The 18,243-nt window shown below is 64.8% G+C and carries 16 protein-coding genes, 1 tRNA gene and 3 pseudogenes; 12 read left to right on the top strand and 8 right to left on the bottom strand.

The features are described from left to right. On the bottom strand, positions 1-233 hold a 233-nt coding region (locus HHL15_RS24025), incomplete at its 3' end, for a transposase (protein WP_169147065.1). Between the two features lie 81 nt (positions 234-314). Between HHL15_RS24025 and HHL15_RS27070 the strand changes: the two are divergent. The 4 genes and pseudogenes from HHL15_RS27070 to HHL15_RS24005 all read left to right on the top strand — a co-directional run. Continuing rightward, a pseudogene (locus HHL15_RS27070) lies at positions 315-398 on the top strand (hypothetical protein); the annotation flags it as partial. Positions 399-441: 43 nt separating this feature from the next. Further along, the gene (locus tag HHL15_RS24015; protein WP_169148340.1) at positions 442-1,668 is read left to right on the top strand and encodes a hypothetical protein; all 1,227 of its coding nucleotides are present in this window, start codon (positions 442-444) and stop codon (positions 1,666-1,668) included. Between the two features lie 70 nt (positions 1,669-1,738). Continuing rightward, positions 1,739-2,209, top strand: a complete 471-nt coding sequence (locus HHL15_RS24010) for a hypothetical protein (protein ID WP_169148339.1) — start codon at positions 1,739-1,741, stop codon at positions 2,207-2,209. Beyond that, positions 2,206-2,607 carry a hypothetical protein gene (locus HHL15_RS24005; protein ID WP_169148338.1) on the top strand — a complete coding sequence of 134 codons (402 nt, stop codon included), beginning with the start codon at positions 2,206-2,208 and terminating at the stop codon, positions 2,605-2,607. Before HHL15_RS24010 ends, HHL15_RS24005 begins: the two co-directional genes overlap by 4 nt. A gap of 128 nt (positions 2,608-2,735) precedes the next feature. On the opposite strand, the gene HHL15_RS24000 is transcribed toward HHL15_RS24005, so the two are convergent. Together HHL15_RS24000 and HHL15_RS23995 are read right to left on the bottom strand one after the other, a co-directional pair. Continuing rightward, on the bottom strand, positions 2,736-3,608 hold the full coding sequence (locus tag HHL15_RS24000; protein WP_169148337.1) for a dienelactone hydrolase family protein: 873 nt from the start codon (positions 3,606-3,608) through the stop codon (positions 2,736-2,738). 80 nt (positions 3,609-3,688) lie between these two features. Next, positions 3,689-4,492, bottom strand: a complete 804-nt coding sequence (locus HHL15_RS23995; RefSeq protein ID WP_169148336.1) for a Crp/Fnr family transcriptional regulator — start codon at positions 4,490-4,492, stop codon at positions 3,689-3,691. Positions 4,493-4,852: 360 nt separating this feature from the next. On the opposite strand from HHL15_RS23995, the gene HHL15_RS23990 reads away from it, so the two are divergent. From HHL15_RS23990 to HHL15_RS23980, 3 genes are all read left to right on the top strand, one after another. Next, positions 4,853-6,793: a histidine kinase gene (locus HHL15_RS23990; protein WP_169148335.1), complete on the top strand. Its 1,941-nt coding sequence runs from the start codon at positions 4,853-4,855 to the stop codon at positions 6,791-6,793. Then, positions 6,790-7,467 carry a two-component system response regulator NarL gene (gene narL, locus HHL15_RS23985; protein WP_169148334.1) on the top strand — a complete coding sequence of 226 codons (678 nt, stop codon included), beginning with the start codon at positions 6,790-6,792 and terminating at the stop codon, positions 7,465-7,467. The genes HHL15_RS23990 and narL overlap by 4 nt, the downstream gene beginning before the upstream one ends. Positions 7,468-7,633: 166 nt before the next feature. Then, positions 7,634-9,727, top strand: a complete 2,094-nt coding sequence (locus tag HHL15_RS23980) for a methyl-accepting chemotaxis protein (protein WP_169148333.1) — start codon at positions 7,634-7,636, stop codon at positions 9,725-9,727. A 563-nt stretch (positions 9,728-10,290) separates the two neighbouring features. On the opposite strand, the pseudogene HHL15_RS23975 reads toward HHL15_RS23980, so the two are convergent. After that, a pseudogene (locus tag HHL15_RS23975) lies at positions 10,291-10,478 on the bottom strand (integrase core domain-containing protein); the annotation flags it as partial. A gap of 244 nt (positions 10,479-10,722) precedes the next feature. Here HHL15_RS23975 and amaB point away from each other — a divergent pair. The 4 genes and pseudogenes from amaB to HHL15_RS27060 all read left to right on the top strand — a co-directional run bounded on the left by amaB (position 10,723) and on the right by HHL15_RS27060 (position 13,945). Further along, complete coding sequence (gene amaB / locus HHL15_RS23970) at positions 10,723-12,231, top strand: L-piperidine-6-carboxylate dehydrogenase (protein ID WP_169148332.1); 1,509 nt, start codon at positions 10,723-10,725, stop codon at positions 12,229-12,231. 9 nt (positions 12,232-12,240) lie between these two features. After that, positions 12,241-13,407 carry an acyl-CoA dehydrogenase gene (locus tag HHL15_RS23965; protein ID WP_169148331.1) on the top strand — a complete coding sequence of 389 codons (1,167 nt, stop codon included), beginning with the start codon at positions 12,241-12,243 and terminating at the stop codon, positions 13,405-13,407. A 121-nt stretch (positions 13,408-13,528) separates the two neighbouring features. Beyond that, positions 13,529-13,636 (top strand): annotated as a pseudogene (locus HHL15_RS27065) (helix-turn-helix domain-containing protein); the annotation flags it as partial. An 18-nt stretch (positions 13,637-13,654) separates the two neighbouring features. After that, positions 13,655-13,945, top strand: a complete 291-nt coding sequence (locus HHL15_RS27060) for a helix-turn-helix domain-containing protein (protein ID WP_408065740.1) — start codon at positions 13,655-13,657, stop codon at positions 13,943-13,945. Between the two features lie 509 nt (positions 13,946-14,454). On the opposite strand, the gene HHL15_RS23955 is transcribed toward HHL15_RS27060, so the two are convergent. From HHL15_RS23955 to serS, 3 genes are all read right to left on the bottom strand, one after another. Beyond that, positions 14,455-14,544, bottom strand: a tRNA-Ser gene (locus tag HHL15_RS23955). Between the two features lie 85 nt (positions 14,545-14,629). Next, entirely contained in the window at positions 14,630-14,992 is a 363-nt protein-coding gene (locus tag HHL15_RS23950; protein ID WP_169148330.1) for a carboxymuconolactone decarboxylase family protein, read from the bottom strand. A 114-nt stretch (positions 14,993-15,106) separates the two neighbouring features. Next, positions 15,107-16,390, bottom strand: a complete 1,284-nt coding sequence (gene serS, locus HHL15_RS23945; RefSeq protein WP_169148329.1) for a serine--tRNA ligase — start codon at positions 16,388-16,390, stop codon at positions 15,107-15,109. 261 nt (positions 16,391-16,651) lie between these two features. Between serS and HHL15_RS23940 the strand changes: the two genes are divergently transcribed. After that, positions 16,652-16,915, top strand: a complete 264-nt coding sequence (locus HHL15_RS23940; RefSeq protein ID WP_169148328.1) for a hypothetical protein — start codon at positions 16,652-16,654, stop codon at positions 16,913-16,915. Here the strand turns inward: HHL15_RS23940 and HHL15_RS23935 are convergent. After that, positions 16,905-18,239 carry a replication-associated recombination protein A gene (locus tag HHL15_RS23935; RefSeq protein ID WP_169148327.1) on the bottom strand — a complete coding sequence of 445 codons (1,335 nt, stop codon included), beginning with the start codon at positions 18,237-18,239 and terminating at the stop codon, positions 16,905-16,907. The two genes, HHL15_RS23940 and HHL15_RS23935, sit on opposite strands and share 11 nt — an antisense overlap. Positions 18,240-18,243: the final 4 nt, after the last annotated feature.

The following is an 18,243-nucleotide window of genomic DNA, read 5'->3' as shown; positions in this document are numbered from 1 at the left end:
CAGGCGCTCTTGCCGGCCTCGTCCATCGCCGCCGTAGTGATCACCGCTTCGAGTCGAGCGCGCGCAGTCCAGGCCCGCCCTCGGGCGGGCCTGGACTGCGCATCCTCACGCCATCGTTCCAATGTCTGCACCGAAACCCCAATCTCTTGTGATACCACGCCCACTTGGGCGCTCTCCGGCGGCAACAACCGCGCCACCGCTCTGTTCCTGAATGCTTCTCCGTACCGAGCCATCTCTCATCCTTGTCGCCCCCAGGTTCAACATCATAGAGAGGCGACAACTATTCTGACGCGGGGGGGGCCAGGGGGGTACCCGAGCCTGAGTCCATGGCGCGGGTCGGGGTCGGCGTGCTCGGCCTGGGCGTCATGCGTCGCCGCCGGCGCATGACGCAAGCCTGAGGCCGAGGCCCGGCGCGCACTGTTTCAATCTCACGGAGGTTTTATGTCGATTCGACAACAAGGGTTCCGTTGGGGGCTGGCCGGTCTGGTTCCGCTCCTGCTGGCGGCCTGTGGCGGGGATGGTGGCGGCAAGGACGGCACCTCGACGCCCGGCGCCACCTACTCCGTCGGTGGGCAGGTCACCGGTCTGGCTGCGGGCAAGGTCGTGGTACTGCAGAACCGTGGTAGTGACGATCTCACTGTCAGCACCAACGGAGGCTTCACCTTCGGCACGCGACTCAGTGCCAATGCGGCGTACGCGGTCACCATCAAGACCCAGCCCGCCGGGCAGCGCTGCACGCTGGCCGGCGCCTCGGGCACGGTGTCGGCGAATGTCTCGAACATCAGCCTGAGCTGCCAGGACGCGTCGGCCACGATGATCAAACCCATCTACCTGGCCGATACCTACCGGGCCGACCGCGCCGGCCTGCTGGCCCAGGCCAACGCGCAGGGGGGCAACGGCTACGCCTACCTGTTCGGCTCGGCCGTGACGGCCGCGGAGTACATCAACCTCTACGTCAAGGACCTGGCAACGACCTACACCTGGGAAGCGCTAGACCTGCCCGCCACCGCCACCGCCCTGCAGGCCCAGCTGAATGCCCAGGGGGCACGCGGCTACGCGCGTGGCACCTTCATGACCGACGGTGCCGTCAACAGCGTGCTCTACGTGAAGGACGCCCAGAGGCTGGCACCATTCAGCTATGAACTGCTGCCCAGCCAGAACAGCAGCGGCGCCTTCCTGAACCAGGCCAACGCTCAGGGCGCCAGGGGCTTTCACTTCGTGGGGAACTTCATCATCGGCGGAGCAACCGTCGCGATCTATGGCAAGGACCGCAGCGACGCACGTTATGTCTACTCCCTGCAGGCACCGACCGGCGAGGCTGCACCGGAGAGCTTCCTGGCCCAGGCCAATGCGCAAGGGCAGCAGGGCTACCGCTTCGTCGGCGAATACGTCTTCGCGGGGGAGCCTGGCGGCCAGACATTCAAGAACATCTACGTCAAGGACAGCACGCAGGCCGCCACCTTCGACTACAAGACACTGGGCGCAACCTCGGGCAGTGGTGCATTGCTGACCCAGGCCAATGCCGAAGGCCAGTCCGGATACTTCTACACCGGCTCGATGATCTTTTTCCCCTATGGCTATGGACAGCCCGGGGTCGTCCGGAACGTGTATGGCAAGGCCACGAACTGCAGCGGCACGGTGATGTGTCGCGCCAGCAGTCCACTCTGACGCCCTGAACCACCAAGTGCTCCCAGCCATGGCCAGGAGCACTCCAAAATCGCCTTGTCCAAGGAAAAAAATGAAGAAACCGTTCGCACTCCCTGTCTTGATCGCCCTGACGCTGGCTGGCTGCGCGACCGACCCGAATGCGGGTGGCGGCATGTTCAGCAGCAACGCCGGCAAGGCCTATATCTACACCCCGGAAGAGCAGGCGAACATGACCGCCGACGGCACGATACCGACCATGCTCACGCCCTCCGAAGTAAGAGAGCTCTTTGCGAATCCGCGGAAGATCAGCAAACCCACCGGTGAGGTGAACTACTGCGATGCCGGCCTGGCTGCGCTGGTTCAGTCGAGGAGGAACGAGGCCCTCGCCGCCATAGACGCGGCCTGCGGCGGCAAGGATCAATATTCGATCCGGCACGAAGGCCTCGGAAACGTCAAGGCGCGCTATGCCGGCAACATTCAGCTCACCCCTGGCTGCACCCGCAGCAAGGTCATCATATTCAGGTGCAACGGCGCGCAACCCAAGCCGGACATGCGCAAATGACAGAAAACGCCATGAAGATTGGCGCAGCCTTTCTGCTGGCGGCATGTCTGTCCGCCTGCGTCACGACGGACAGTTTGCAGCTCAGCAACGGTAAGGGAAAGAGCTTTCTGGTCAGTGGCCGGAACTACGAGCAGATCTGGCAGGCGGCAAACGTGGCCATGGGCACCGACATGAAGATCGTCGAAAGCCACAAACCCTCCGGCGTCATCAAGTCTCAAGTCGTCAATGGCACGGCCGGCAAGGTGGTGGGCTTCTTCATCCAGCCCACCGAGGCATCTTCTCCGCAATACACCATCACGATCGTCAGCAGGAAGCCGTTTCAAACCGAATTCGTTGACCGTGACTGGGAGCCTTCGGTGTGGGAAGACTTCAGGCAGGCGCTGCAGCCTTTGAAGTGAGCACCTGGCCTTGCCTCATCAGACAGGATCCGTGGGCAAATCCGGACAGGGGGAAGGCCATCGGCATCCGCGCCCAATGGACTGGCAGGAACGCGCCGCGCGCACGGCGCAGGACGCGAGGAGCGACCTTAAAGCTGATGACTCCTGAACCAGGCCAGCATGCGCCGCCAGCCATCCATCGCGTCATCCGACCGGTAGCTTGGACGATAGTCCGCGTGGAAGGCGTGACCAGCCTCCGGATAAACGACAAGTTCAGCCCGCCTGCCCGCGCGGGCCAGCCCCTCGCGGAGGGTCTCGACATCGGCCAGCGGAATAGCCTGATCCTTGCCACCATACAAGCCGAGGACCGGGGCGTAGATGGAGGCGGCCAGGTCAACCGGGTGACGCGGCGTATTTTCGGTGGATACACCATCCAGCCGGCCATACCAGGCCACCGCGGCCCGCAGCTGGGGATTGTGGGCCGCGTAGAGCCAGGCGATCCGCCCACCCCAGCAAAAGCCGGTGATACCCAGGCGCCCCGGGTCCCCGCCATTGGCCGCCGCCCACGCAGCACATGCATCCAGGTCACCCAGCACTTGCAGGTCTGGAACCCGGGCCACGATCCCGGACTGGATCTCGGCCACACTGGACACGGTGGACGGATCGCCCTGGCGCTGGAACACATTGGGTGCAATGGCCTGGTAGCCCTGTCGCGCCAGACGACGGCAGATATCCCGGATGTACTCGTGCAAGCCGAAGATCTCCGACACCACCAGCACCGTCGGAAACGGCCCTTTGCCAAGCGGCTGGACCCAGTAAGCCCGGACCGGGATGCCGTCGCCTCCCCTTACGGCGATATCCCCCGCCTTGAGGCCTTCGGCGGAAGTCTGGATCACGCTCTGCCCGAGCGCCGGCCGGACGGCTGCGGCAAACCCGGCGGCCAGCGAAGTACCTGCAAATGTGCGACGGCTGAGGGGGAGTCCGGGAACGGGACTATCCAAATCCGAATCCTTGACCAGCATCGAAAACTCCGAACCATGGCGAGAGGGCAAGGATAACCCATGCACAGGGTTCGACACATGTCACGGCATGTCACGGCATGTCAAATGCGTTGGGCATGGCCCGCCCGGGAAGCGCCCTCGCCCCGCTCGAACCACTGGGCAGCGGGCCGCCCCGGCTGACGCCCGGCAGGCCACCCCGCCCACAGACCGGCATCCACGCTGCCGTAGCAGCGAACGAAGGCTGCCGTGAGGGTCACCTGCTTGCCGTGCACATGGATCATCCCGGCATCGGAGAGCTCGCGAAAAATACGCGACAGGGTCTCGGGCGTGAAACCCAGGCGCGCCGCAAGAACATGCTTGGGGATGGCGAGCTCCAGGACAACGGACTCGCCACGCGCAACATCCGGGCCTGCCAGGCGCAGGAGCGTGGCCACCACCTTGGCCGTGCCTGACTGGAAGCACTCGGCCGCAATCTCCCGCTCGATCGAGGTCTGGCGCCGCGCCATGGCGCCCAGCATGCGCCGGGACAGCCCCGGGTCATGCTCGATCGCCCGCAGCACACCTTCCCGGCCGATGGCCATCAGCACCACCGGCGTCACCGTCTCCACGGCGGACACACAGGGCGCATCGTCAAACAGCTCGGCCACCCCGAAAACATCGCGGGGAGACAGGATCTCGATGACCTTTTCATCGCCGTCCGGTGACGAGACCGACACCTTGAGGTGCCCGGACATCACATGGTAGAGCGCACGCGGATGCTCACCAGCAGCGTAGACGATCCGGCACTTGGGCAGGCTGATCACCTCCGTACTGCGAGCAATATCCATCATGGCATTGCCGGGCAAGTCGCGGAACAGGGCCACTTCACCGAGGAGCAGAGCGAGATCGTCGAGGCTGGTATGCATGGTTTTTTTCCTTCTAAACACGCCAGGGCAACAATCGGAGAAGCCGGCTTGCCCCCTGGAGTGCCACGCAGTCTAGGAGCCGAAGCGCACGCAGAACTTGACTTAGATCAGACGTCCGAGGCCATGCCAAAATCATTAAATACCTCTTTCGGAGTACTATTAATCAAGACTCCATATCGCCTCAACAAACTGATTTAAAATGATTTAACAAAAGATCAGCGCAACACCTCCGCAACACGGAGAGGATCACCCACCCCCACCGCCCTACCCCCTATTTCCACCTCGCTGCATCCGCGGATATTCCCGCCCCCCGGCCCCCTGGGCCAGAATGCGTTCCTGCACCTCCCACGGACCCGCTTCTTGAACACCCGGCCCCCCTCCGCCTCGCCCAGCTTCTCCCCCCCGGGACGTACCGGCACCCCATCCGTCGTGGTCCGGCTCGGTTGCTGGATCGCGGCCATTGCGAGCCTGGCCGCGCTGTCCATCATCATCTCGATCATCATTGCCGACCTGTCGTCCGGCGAGGCCCGTGCCATCAACATGGCGGGCTCCCTGCGCATGCACTCCTACGCCATCCAGTCGACTGTCGGCCTGGACGAAGGGGAGTCGCCTGCGCCAAGACTGGAGCAGGCCCTTGCCGAGTTCGAGCGCCGCTATGCACATCCCGACCTCCTGAAAGCGATCCCGACCACCGAGACACATCCGATCCGCGAGGCCTACCGCGAGATCGGCACCGAATGGCGCGAACACTATCGCCCGGCAGTTCTCCGCTGCGGCCCGGACGCCGCCGCCCGGAGGGCCCTGCAGGGCGACACGGCGCGGATCGTGAGCCGTATCGACCGCCTGGTGGCGCTGGTGGAAGAAGGCCTGGAGACCAAACTGCAATGGCTGCGGCTGATCCAGGGCATATCCCTCGGGCTGCTGCTGGTCCTCGGCGCCAGTGCGGTGCTCCAGCTCAAGCGCCATGTGCTGCGCCCTCTCGGCGAACTGCTGGCCTCAGCGCGCATCGTGCAGCGCGGCAATTTCGACGTGCGCATCCCCCGGCGGGAACCCGACGAGCTGGGGCAGCTCGGCGAAGCCTTCAACTTCATGGTGGAGGACCTGTCGCGGATCTATGGCGAACTCGAAGACAGGGTCCAGGAAAAGACCGAGGCGCTGGCCCGCAGCAACCGCTCCCTGCAGCTTCTCTACCGCACCACCCACGCCCTGTCCGAAAAGGCCGTCACCCGGGACACCCTGCTGCAGGTCCTGAAGGACGTGGAGGCCCTGATCGGCCTGCGTGCCGGCGCGCTATGCCTCGGACGCTCCGGCCTGACGGTCAATACCGGGCAGCCGGGTGACGCGTCCCGCCTGCAGGCCCTCTGCGAGTCGAGCTGCGTCGGCTGTGGCGACGACGACATCCCGCTCACCTCGGTCCTGGTCGGCCATGCCGGGCCGGGCGAACGCAGCCTCTCGGTCCCCCTCTTCGATGGCACCCGGAACCACGGCGCCATGCTCCTCCTGCAAGCCGATGCCGAGCCCCTCGAGGCCTGGCAGCTGGAACTCCTGCAGGCGGTCGGCCGGCATATCGGCAGTGCCCTGGCAGCTCTCCACCGCGATGAGGAAAGGCACCGCCTGGCCCTCCTCGACGAACGCTCGGTGATTGCCCGGGAACTGCACGACTCCCTGGCCCAGTCCCTGTCTTACCTGAAGATCCAGGTGACGCGCCTGCAGAGCCTGCTGGGCCGCAACCCACCCCCCGAGCGGGTCAATGAGGTGGTCCAGGAGCTGCGGGACGGCCTCAGTGAAGCCTATCGACAGTTACGCGAGCTGCTCACTACCTTCCGCCTACGCATCGACGGACGCGGCCTCCCCGCCGCCATTGAAGAGACCGTGCAGGAATTCCGCCGCCGCACCGGCCTCGAGATCAGCCTGGACAACCGCCTGAGCAGCCTGGACATGCCGCCGGACCGGGAGATCCATGTGCTCCAGATCATCCGTGAAGCCCTCTCCAACATCGAACGCCACGCCCGGGCCACGCAGGTCCGGATCGCCCTGGAGAACCTTCCGGACACCACCATGCTGGTGACCATCGACGACAACGGAATCGGCTTCGACGCACAGGCCACGCCCATCCACCGCTACGGGATCGTGATCATGCGCGACCGGGCCCAGAGCCTGAAGGGCGAACTGCAGGTCCGCCCTCGTCCGGAAGGCGGCACCCGGGTGGAGCTGGTCTTCCCGGGCCAGGCCGGCGCCATACCGGCCGCGCCCCACCACCCGGCCCCGACGCACACTCCCGCTCCAGGAAGCATCCCATGAACATCCCAAGCACAAGCTCCGTCATCATCATCGACGACCACCCCCTGTTCAGGAAGGGTGTCTCCCAGCTCCTCGCCCTCAATGACGAGCTGCACCTGATCGGCGAAGCCTCGAGCGGCGAAGAGGGGCTGGAACTGGCCCGCGCCCTGGAGCCGGACCTGATCCTCCTCGATCTCAACATGAAAGGCATGAACGGCATCGAGACCCTGCGCGCGCTGCGGGATGCCGACCTCGCCGCCCGCATCCTGATCCTCACGGTGTCCGACGCCGCCGACGACCTGGTCGCCGCGATCCGGGCCGGCGCCGACGGCTACCTGCTGAAGGACATGGAGCCTGAGGAGCTTCTCGATCGCATCGTCGAAGCCCAGCGCGGCCGCATCGTCATCAGTGAGAGCCTCAACGGCCTGCTGGCCCGCTCCCTGCGTGACGAAGCCCAGGCCACCGAACGCAGCCTGGCGCCCCTGACCGAACGCGAGAAGGACATCCTCGGCTGCCTCGCCAGCGGTCTCTCCAACAAGCTGATCGCCCGTGACCTGAACATCGCCGAAGGCACCGTGAAGGTCCATATCAAGAATCTTCTCAAGAAACTGAAATTCCGCTCGCGCCTGGAAGCCGCCGTATGGGCTATCGAGCAGCAGAACCAGCGGGCCCCGGCCGGCCGCAGCCCCTCCTAGACGCACGGCGACACCCGACAAATTCGCCAAAGCCGACGCGCGCACCGCTCCGGCGCCCGACTGCCCGCTTCCAATCCATTGATCTGGAAAGAAAAGCCGACTACCCATTATTGGCACCCGGCTTGCTTTTGCGTCCCTTACGTCAAAATAAGGAACACAAGCCCAGATGAACGGACAGGAATACGTCCTGAAGCCAGGATGCGCGATCATCAGCCGCACCGATGCCCGGGGAACCATCGTCGACTGCAACGACGAATTCGTCGAAGCCTCCGGCTACGAGCGGAGCGAGCTGATCGGCAAGCCCCACAACCTCATCCGCCACCCCGACATGCCGAAGGAAGCCTTCCGCGACATGTGGAGCACCCTCAAGAAGGGGCGCCCCTGGCGCGGCATGGTCAAGAATCTGCGCAAGGACGGCAGCTACTACTGGGTGAAGGCCACCGCCACGCCCCTGCCCGACCAGAACGGCTATATGTCGGTGCGCATCTCGCCCACCCGGCAGGCGGTGGAAGAGGCCGACGCCCTGTACAAGAAAATGCGTGCCGATGCCTCGATCCGGCTCCGCGAGGGCAGCGTGGTCCGGCTGCAGGATGGCCTCCTGCTAAGAGCCTTCGCCCCCGTGCTCCGCCCATGGCGACGCTCGATCGGCTTCCGGACCCTGTGCAGCGGCTTCTTCGCGCTTGCTGTGCTGCTGGTGACCGCCCTCCTCGCTGGCCACGGCATCATGGAAAGCAGCGTGGACGGCAAACGCTTCGAGAACATCGTGCAGAGCAAGGATTTGCTTGCCGACATCCTCCCTCCGCCGCTTTTTGTGCTGGAGTCCTACAGCAGCGCCCTGGAGATGTCTGGCGCCAGCAAGGCCGAGATCGACGCCCGGGTCACCTACATCCGCCAGCTCGAAGCCGAATTCCAGGTCCGCCAGGAGGTATGGGCCGGAATCGAGCTGCCACCCGATGTACACAGGGTGCTGATGGGTGCGGCCCGGGAAAGCGCCATCGCCTTCTTCGCCTTGGCCACCCGGGAATGGCCGGAGGCCCTGCAAGGCGGTGACCCGGCCAGCATCACAGCGGCGCGGAGGCGTCTGGCCGCCACCTACCAGGCCCACCGCAACGCCATAGAACAGACCGTCAGCGTTGCCAGGGAATGGGATGCCCGGGAGCTTGCCGCTTCCCGCGTCCATGTCCGGGACTTCATCTTCTGGCTGGGCCTTGCCGTATCCTTCGCTGCGGTCGCCACGCTGCTGCTGGCCTGGGTGGCGACCCGCTCGGTGACCCTGCCGGTGCGCAACGCCCTCGGCGCAGCCAAGGAGATCGCCAGGGGAAACCTGCTCATCGACCTCCCCCACGCCGGCGAGGACGAGATCGGCGACCTGGTGGCCAGCGTCGCGGAGATGAAGAACTCACTCCACGAAATGGCGGCAGCCCTGCGTCAGTCTGTAGAGAAGATCGCCGAGAGCTCGAACTACCTGGCCACCGGAACCCAGCACGCCGCGCGCACCGCCGACGAGTCGGCCCAGGCCGCCCGCTCCATAGCCCTCAACGTGGAACAGCTCTCGCTCTCAGTGGACCAGGTCAGCGAGCACGCCGATGCCGCCAAACGCCTCGGGCAACAAGCAGGCCAGGCCTCGCGGGACGGCGCCTCGACGATCCGCTCCGCCGTGGAGTCCATGCAGCACATCACCCACTCGGTGGTGGATGCGGCCACCGCGGTGGAGCAACTGGAACAAAGCGCCCAGGCGGTATCCGGCGTCGCCATCACCATCAAGGGCATCGCAGACCAGACCAACCTGCTGGCCCTCAACGCCGCCATCGAAGCCGCCCGGGCCGGCGAGAGCGGCCGAGGCTTCGCCGTAGTGGCCGATGAGGTCCGCAAGCTTGCGGAGCAGACCGCCGCCTCCACCGAAAACATCGAACGCATCATCGCCCGCATCCAGCAGGAATCCAAGGCCGTGGCCGAGAAGATGCGCGCCGGCGTGCAGCTCTCCAATACAGCCGGAAGCCGGGCGGGAGATGCCATCTTCAGCATCGAACACATCGAATCGGGCTCCTCGGAAGTGGTCTTCGCGATGGACGGGATTGTCGAGGCCCTCGGCGAACAATCCACCTCGGCCCGGGACATCGCCCACAAGATCGACATGATCGTCCAGGGCAGCGACAAGAGCGCCCAGGCCATCCGCGACGCCGCCCAGGCATCGCTGCGCATGACGGAGCTGTCGGCCCTGCTGAAGGCCATGGCTTCGCGGTTCCGGATCACGAACTGAAACCCCCTGCCGTGCTCGATTGGAGCACGGCTTCCCAAGCGGAAACGAAAATGCCGTTCAGCGCAAACTGAACGGCATTGCGAGGGAAGCTCCGGTGGACCGGGGACGGGGAGGCTCTGGACGACGCGGGACCTTTTTCCCGCCCCCAAGCTCCCCACGGGGAATCAGCTACGACGTCGCATGGCGGCCATGCCCCCCTCGGAAAGGGTGGGCGCCGGCACAGGAAGAGCAGAGCTCGCAATACCGAACTCACCTATGGCAAACCCATTGGCCCCGGGATCGGCAGTGATGGTGACCGAGACAATTGACTCGCCCGGCCCGGCATGAAAGCCGAAACCCGTTGCCCCGCACTGCCGCTGATCCGGCATGTTGTCGGAAAGGGGCTGTTGGCTGGACGGTTCCGCCGCATGCACGCATGGCACCACCAGGCGGAAAAATGATCCATGAAGTTACGATTTGAAGTTGAAGTTGCCCCATCCCGTGGACAGGTGGTCTCTTGAAACTCAAGTGCGTTGATCGTAGTGGATTGTCGTAGTTCGAGGGCTCTCCTTGTCGTAGTGTTGCTACTCGAAGTTGATCGGTGAGCGGTATCCCAGGGCCGGATGGCGGCGGCGCGGGTTGTACCTGCCCTCGATCCAGGTAAAGACCGTCAGACGGGCTTCGGTTTTGGTCTTGAAGCTGCGCCGGTCGATCAGTTCGCACTCAAGGCTGGCAAAGAAGCTCTCCGCATCGCGTTGTCGTAGGCGTCGCCCCATACAAACCTCAAAGTAGAAGGTGTTGCGACGACCGTAAGGAGGTCTGGATTTAGGCATGGTGGACTCCTTGTTCCTGAAGGACGAGGTGTTCACGGAAACGGGGCAACTTCAAATTGGCCACTGTGAACAGGCCCTAGCGGTCCGTCGCCGGCCACCCTGCGTACTTTGCTCCCCGGCCCCCCCTTTCCTAAGATAACAACGAGGGCGCCGCGGTCCACCAGCGCCGTCCGGGAGAGCGCCATGACCAGCACCGCCGCCGCAGCCCGCCGCTTGCTCGCCGAATTGGGCCTCGGCGAACCGTCGACCGCGGGCGACATCGTCGTCCGTTCGCCGATCGACGGCGAGGTTCTCGCCGCGCTGCCCGCTGCTTCACCCGCCGATGCCAGGGCGGCGGTCGCCGCCGCTCACGCAGCGTTCCTGCACTGGCGGATGGTGCCGGCGCCGCGGCGCGGCGAACTGGTGCGCCGTTTCGGCGAAATCCTGCGCGGGCACAAGGCCGCACTAGCCGGGCTGGTGACGCTCGAAACCGGCAAGATTCGCTCGGAAGCCTTCGGCGAAGTCCAGGAAATGATCGATATGTGCGACTTCGCAGTCGGTCTCTCGCGCCAACTGCACGGCCTGACTATTGCCTCCGAGCGCCCTGGCCACCGCTTGATGGAGACTTGGCATCCGCTCGGCGTCTGCGGCGTCGTCACCGCCTTCAATTTCCCGGTCGCGGTCTGGGCCTGGAACGCCGCGCTGGCGCTGGTCTGCGGCGACGCCGTGGTGTGGAAACCAGCGCAGAAAACGCCGTTGACCGCGCTCGCCTGCCAGGCGCTGCTGGCCGAAGCGGCAGCCGAGCTCGACGAGGTGCCGGCCGGCCTCACGGCGGTGCTGGTTGGCCGCCGCGAGGTGGCGGCTGCGCTCGCCGACGATCCGGCCGTCGCGCTGCTTTCGGCGACCGGTTCGTGCGCGATGGGCCGTGCGCTGGCGCCGCACGTTGCCGCACGTTGCGGGAAGAGCCTGTTCGAACTGGGTGGTAACAACGGCATGATCGTCGCGCCCAGCGCCGACCTCAACCTCGCCTTGCGCGCCATCGTCTTCGCGGCCGCCGGCACTGCCGGCCAGCGGTGCACAACGCTGCGCCGACTGTTCATCCACGACAGCATCGCTGACGAACTGCTCGCCCGCCTGGCGCGAACCTATGCCGGCCTGCCGGTCGGCGATCCGCGCGACGAGGACATCCTGGTCGGCCCCCTGATCGACAGAACAGCCTTGGTCGCCCAGCAGACGGCCTTGGCCGAGGCTGCCGCCGACGGCGGCCGGGTCCATGGCGGCGAGATGATCGCCGTGGCGGGCGCGGAGCAGGGCTGCTACGTGCGGCCGGCCTTGGTCGAGATGCCGGGGCAGACGCTGCTGGTCTGCCGCGAAACCTTTGCGCCCATCCTCTACGCCTTGCGCTACCGCGATCTCGACGAGGCGATCGGGCTGCATAACGCGGTTCCGCAGGGGCTGGCTTCGGCGATCTTCACGACCGACCTGCGCGAGGCCGAGCGCTTCTTGTCGGCGTCCGGCAGCGATTGCGGCATCGCCAACGTCAATGTCGGGCCGTCCGGCGCCGAGATCGGCGGTGCCTTCGGCGGCGAGAAGGAGAGCGGCGGCGGCCGCGAGGCCGGCTCCGACGCCTGGAAGGCCTACATGCGGCGGGCGACCAACACCATCAACTACTCCCACGACCTGCCGCTGGCGCAGGGCGTGCAGTTCGTCTGAGGGGCTGCGATGGCCGCCTTTGCCTGGGAGGATCCGCTGCGCCTCGATGAACAGCTGAGCGCCGACGAGCGGCAGATTCGCGACAGCGCCCGTGTCTACTGCCGCTCGCGGCTGCTGCCGCGGGTCCGCGAGGCTTTTCGCAGCGCGATCAGCGATCCGGCGATCTTCCGCGAATTCGGCGCCCTCGGTCTGCTCGGTGCGACCATCAAGAGCCACGGCTGCGCCGGCGTCGGGCAGGTCGCCTACGGCCTGGTCGCCCGCGAGATCGAGGCCGTCGATTCCGGCTACCGTTCAATGTTCTCGGTGCAGTCCTCGCTGGTCATGGGCGCCGTCGAGCGTTTCGGCAGCCCCGCGCAGTGTGATGAGTTCCTGCCGCGCCTGGCGAGCGGCGAAATGATCGGCTGCTTCGGGTTGAGCGAGCCCGATGCCGGTTCCGACCCCGGCAGCCTCGCCACCCGGGCCCGGCCGGTGGCCGGCGGCTGGCGGCTCAATGGCACCAAGACCTGGATCAGCAACGCCCCGATTGCCGATCTCTTCATCGTCTGGGCCAAGGACGAGGGCGGCCGCCTCGCCGGCTTCCTGCTGGAGAAGGGCTGGCCCGGCCTCTCTGCGCCGACTATCCACGGCAAGCTCGGGCTGCGCGCCTCGATCACCGGCGAGATCGTGATGGCCGACGTCTTCGTCCCCGACGACCATCGACTGCCGGGTGCCGCCGGCTTCGGAGCGCCGTTCGCTTGCTTGAACGACGCCCGCTACGGCATCGCCTGGGGCAGCATGGGTGCCGCCGAGACCTGCTGGCTGACCGCCCGCGACTACGTGCTGGCGCGTCGCCAGTTCGGCCGGCCATTGGCCGCGACGCAACTGGTCCAGAAAAAGCTCGCCGACATGCAGACCGAGATCGCCCTCGGGCTGCAGGCGGCGCTGCGCGTCGGCCGCCTTTTGGAGGCCGGGGCGGCGGCGCCCGAGATGGTCTCGCTGATCAAGCGCAACAATGCCGGTAAGGCCCTTGCGATCGCCCGCACGGCGCGTGACATGCTGGGCGGCAACGGTATTTCCGACGAATACCCGGTCGCCCGCCACATGCTGAACCTCGAGGTTGTCAATACCTACGAGGGCACCCACGACATCCACGCGCTGATCCTCGGCCGGGCGCAAACCGGGATCGCGGCCTTCTGACTTAGGGCGTGTTCACAGTGCCGGCGCAGCCGTCGCTTACTGCGAACACGCTCTAGGGCGCTGCCGCAATCCGGTATCGCGGGACGGGGCTCCCTCAGGTCAGGCGGTCAGGGCACTTCGAGTCCACCCAGGGCTTTCCCAAAGCGAATTCTGGGGCCGCGTTGGCGTTACCCAAAGTGTGGGGAGCCGTTACGAGACCGGCAATTCGATACCGAACCCCGTTCAAATTCTCCTGCGGCTTACCTACATGCCGGAGTCTGCGCTGCTTGCCACGGTGGCCGAGCTTCGGGCTCCGTTCAACGATCTGCCGCGATCGACCGCCGCAGCGTTCTCAATCGAGAAGTGGAGCACCGGGCGTGATCTTGCGGCTCAGCGGACTGCACTGGGCCTGACGCAGACGGCCTTCTTGGGGGGATTGGGGGTGCAGTCTGGCGGGGCCAGGTATGAGCAAGGGCGTGAGATACCGCCCTCGGCCGCGGTAGCCCTCCGCTTCGTCTTCTGCCTGAGGCGAAGGCCTTGCGGCATGCCGAGAAGCTGAGGGAGGGGCGCCTGTTTTCTGGGCAGGCGTCGCTATCCCGGTCAGGGCGCGGGCTGTCGCGCGTTGTTCAAGGAGTTACCCACAGATTTTGTGGATGGATTGAAGGCCTCGATTACCTACAGGGGGCAGCTACGAAAGGAGTGCCTTGAATTCGTCTCCAACATGTTCCGCAAACTCCTCCATGGACGAAACTCGGCCAGTCTCCGTGCTGCCGGCCTACATGCTTCTGTACCAGGTGGGGCATGAGGCCAACCCGGCCGACCTGTCGCAGCCTGACATCCTGATGTTTCGCGTGCGGCGGATCTGGCCGCAGCCGGAGACCGCATGGAGGCTACTCACGCCCCTCTCCGATCCAGCCTTGCCACCAGCAGTTCTCCTGACCTACAACCGAGCAGGCAACGGAACTGGGGCGCATCACGTCACAGCATTCAACCACTTTTTCTTTGATGGGTACGTTGTGGGGCAGAAAGCAAAAACGCCCCAAAAGGGGCGTTTTTTTGCTGATGTTCTGGCGGAGAAGGAGGGATTCGAACCCTCGATACGGAGAACCGTATACCGGATTTCGAGTCCGGCGCATTCGACCACTCTGCCACCTCTCCAGGTAGTGCTGAACGAAATGTTGAAACAACAACATTCTGCTCGATCGAAGCCAAGGATTATAACTTAAATAATCCGAAAATCCAGTCATTCTGCAGGCTTGGCATTCCCGGCAAACTCATCATAGGCCCGTACGGCCTCTGCGGCATACATCAGGCTTGGACCGCCTCCCATGTAGGTGCAGATACCAAGAGTTTCCATGAGTTGCTCACGGGTCACACCGAGGCGGATCAGGGCTTTGACATGGAAGCCCACGCAGCCGTCGCAGCGGGCCGACACACCGATGGCCAGGGCGATGAGCTCCTTGTGCAAGGCACTCAGGGAACCTTCCTTCATCGCCTCCCTGGCCAGCGATGAGAAACCCTTCATGGTTTCGGGAAGCTCGGCATGCAGGGCCTTGAGCCCCTTGTTGAGATCTCCCGTGATTTGAACAAAGGATTTGGAGCTCATGATCAATCCGCCTTCAAATTAGTATGTACTAATATACAGAAATTGAAGGCGAAAGAAAACCGGGTCCGCAGACCCGGTCGTCAAAGGCCGCAGGTGGCCTGATGTCTCTCCTGCTCAGAGCGCTTCGAGCACCGTCACACCGCCCATGTAGGGCTGCAGCACCGCGGGGATGCGCACCGAACCGTCAGCCTGCTGGTAGTTCTCCAGCACCGCCACCAGGGTCCGCCCCACCGCCAGGCCGGAACCGTTGAGGGTTGCCAGGGTTTCATTCTTGCCCTGGGCGTTCTTGAAACGGGCCTGCATGCGGCGGGCCTGGAAGCTCTCAAAGCAGGAGCAGGAGGAGATCTCGCGGTAGGTGTTCTGGGCCGGCAGCCAGACCTCGAGGTCGTAGGTCTTGGCCGAACCAAAGCCCATGTCGCCGGAACACAGCACGATCTTGCGGTAGGGCAGCTCGAGCTTCTGCAGGATGGCCTCGGCGTGGCCGGTGAGTTCCTCCAGAGCCGCCCAGGCATCCTCCGGGCGTTCGATACGGACGAGCTCGACCTTGTCGAACTGGTGCTGGCGGATCATGCCGCGGGTGTCCTTGCCGTAGCTGCCGGCCTCCGAGCGGAAACACGGGGTGTGGCAGACGAACTTCATCGGCAGCGACTCGGCCGGCACGATCTCGTCGCGCACGATGTTGGTCACCGGCACCTCGGCGGTGGGGATCAGGTAGAACTTGCTGCCATCAGCCTTGGGCACGGCAAACAGGTCTTCCTCGAACTTCGGCAGCTGGCCGGTACCGTACATGCTGGCCGCGTTGACCATATAGGGCGTGTAGAGCTCGGTGTAGCCGTGCTCGGCGGTATGGGTGTCCAGCATGAACTGGGCAAGGGCCCGGTGCAGGCGGGCCAGGCCGCCCTTCATCAGCGTGAAGCGGGCACCGGAGATCTTGACCGCGGTTTCGAAGTCGAGCCCACCCAGGCGGCTGCCGATGTCCACGTGATCACGCACCTCGAAGTCGAAGCTCGGCACGACGCCCCAGCGGCTCACCTCGACGTTGTCCTCCTCGGACTTGCCGACCGGCACGCTGTCGTGGGGCAGGTTGGGCAGGCCGGCGACGAAGGCGTTGAAGCGCTCAAGCAATTCTGCCAGCGCCGCTTCGTTGGCCTTCAGCTCGTCACCGATACCGGCCACCTCGGCGAGCACTGCGGAGGCGTCCTCACCCTTGGACTTGAGCTGGCCCACCTGCTTGGACAACGCATTGCGACGGGCCTGGAGATCCTGGGTGCGGGTCTGGCGAGTCTTGCGCTCGTCCTCCAGGGCCTGGAAGGCCTGCACGTCGAGATTCATCCCCCGGGTGGCAAGTCGCTCTGCAACAAAGTCCAGGCGGGTACGCAGCAGTTGCACATCAAGCATGACAATCCCTATTCAAATCAGAAAATTAACGCATTTGCTCGAGCGGGCCCGCAAAGGGCTGGGCAGGACACCCGCTTTTCGGATATATTGCGGCGCAACATGAGTTGTCCGCATGGCTTTGCAAAATCAATAGAAATCAAGAAGTTAATAGTGAGCCGAGACGGAAACTTTTCTTGATTTAACACTCTCACAGGTCACAATTGGATTAAAGGCGCTCATTTGAAAGCGCTGCTCAAATGCGACCACCGAAGGAGAAACCCGATGTTGTCCATTCGCGACTGCCTTGACTACTGCGACCTGACCGACGAAGACGTCGCCATCATCGCCGAACACCACGACATTCCCGATGTCGCGGCCGCCCAGATTGCCTGCGGCCTCGTACAAACCCGGGAAGGCACACTCATGCTCACCAAGTTCATGCTCGATCTCGTAGACGAGGCCGAGGAGCGGGGCGACCAGGATAAGGCCAAGCGCTTCCGCGACGCCTGCGCCCGCTTCATCGCAGCCCACCCGATCACTCACTGACCCCCTTGCCGGCCTGCCGGGCCTCGTACTCCCGGTCCAGGGCCCGCAGGCGCTCCAGCTTCTCGGCGATCCGGGCCTCAAGGCCCCGGGCGACGGGTTCATACCATCCCGGCGGAGACATTCCGTCGGGGAAATACCGCTCACCTGCGGCGTAGCCATCGGGTTCGTCGTGCGCATAGCGATATGCCTTGCCGTAACCCAGTTCCTTCATCAGCTTGGTAGGGGCGTTGCGCAGGTGGATGGGCACGGGCCGTGAAGCATCCTGCTTCACAAATTGACGCGCTGCATTATACGCCTTGTAAACCGCGTTCGATTTGGCCGCGCAGGCCAGGAAGACCGTTGCCTGCGCCAGTGCCAGCTCGCCTTCCGGAGAGCCCAGGCGCTCGTAGGTGGTGCAGCCGTTGAGGCATATTTCCAGGGCACGCGGATCGGCCAGGCCGATGTCCTCGACGGCCATCCGGACCAGCCTGCGCCCCAGGTACAAGGGGTCGGCACCGCCGTCCAGCATCCGGCACAGCCAGTACAACGCCGCATCCGGGTCCGAACCGCGCACCGACTTGTGCAAGGCCGAGATCTGGTCATAGAAGGCCTCTCCACCCTTGTCGAAGCGACGCAGGTTGCGCGACAGGGCTTCGTCGATGAAGGCCGGGGTCACCGGGTTGACGCCGGCCGTCTCGGCCGCGGTCTGGATCTGCTCGACCAGGTTGAGCAGTTTGCGGGCATCACCATCAGCAAAGCCGGTCAGGCGGTCGCGGGCATCGTCCTCGAAGTGCAGCTCCGGACAGGCATGCAGGCGGGCCCGCTCGAAGAGTTCGGTCAGTTCGTCCTGGGTGAGGGGCTCAAGCACATACACGGCGGCCCGGGACAGCAAGGCCGAATTGACCTCAAAGGACGGGTTCTCGGTGGTCGCACCGATCAGGGTGACCAGGCCTTGCTCCACGTAAGGCAGGAAGGCGTCCTGCTGGGCCTTGTTGAAGCGATGCACCTCGTCCACGAACAGGATGGTGTGGCGGCCGCGGGCCCGCTCGGCCTCGGCCCGGGCCATGGCCTCACGGATGTCCTTGACGCCCGAGAACACCGCAGAGAGGGAGGTGAACTCCGCATCGAAGGCCTTGGCCATCAGTCGCGCCAGGGTGGTCTTGCCGACGCCCGGCGGGCCCCACAGGATCATCGAATGGAGCTTGCCCGACTGGAAGGCCAGGGCCAGCGGCTTGCCCGGCCCCAGGAGGTGGCGTTGGCCGATGACCTCGGTGATAGCCTGCGGCCGCATGGCTTCCGCCAGCGGCAGGCGCGGCGGGTCGAGGGTGTCGAAGAGATCGGCCATTGGT

It is taken from the genome of Zoogloea dura (genome assembly GCF_012927165.1).
GTDB lineage: Bacteria > Pseudomonadota > Gammaproteobacteria > Burkholderiales > Rhodocyclaceae > Zoogloea > Zoogloea dura.
The sequence above is the reverse complement of the archived record's forward strand: the minus strand, read 5'-3'. Positions and strand labels throughout refer to the sequence as shown.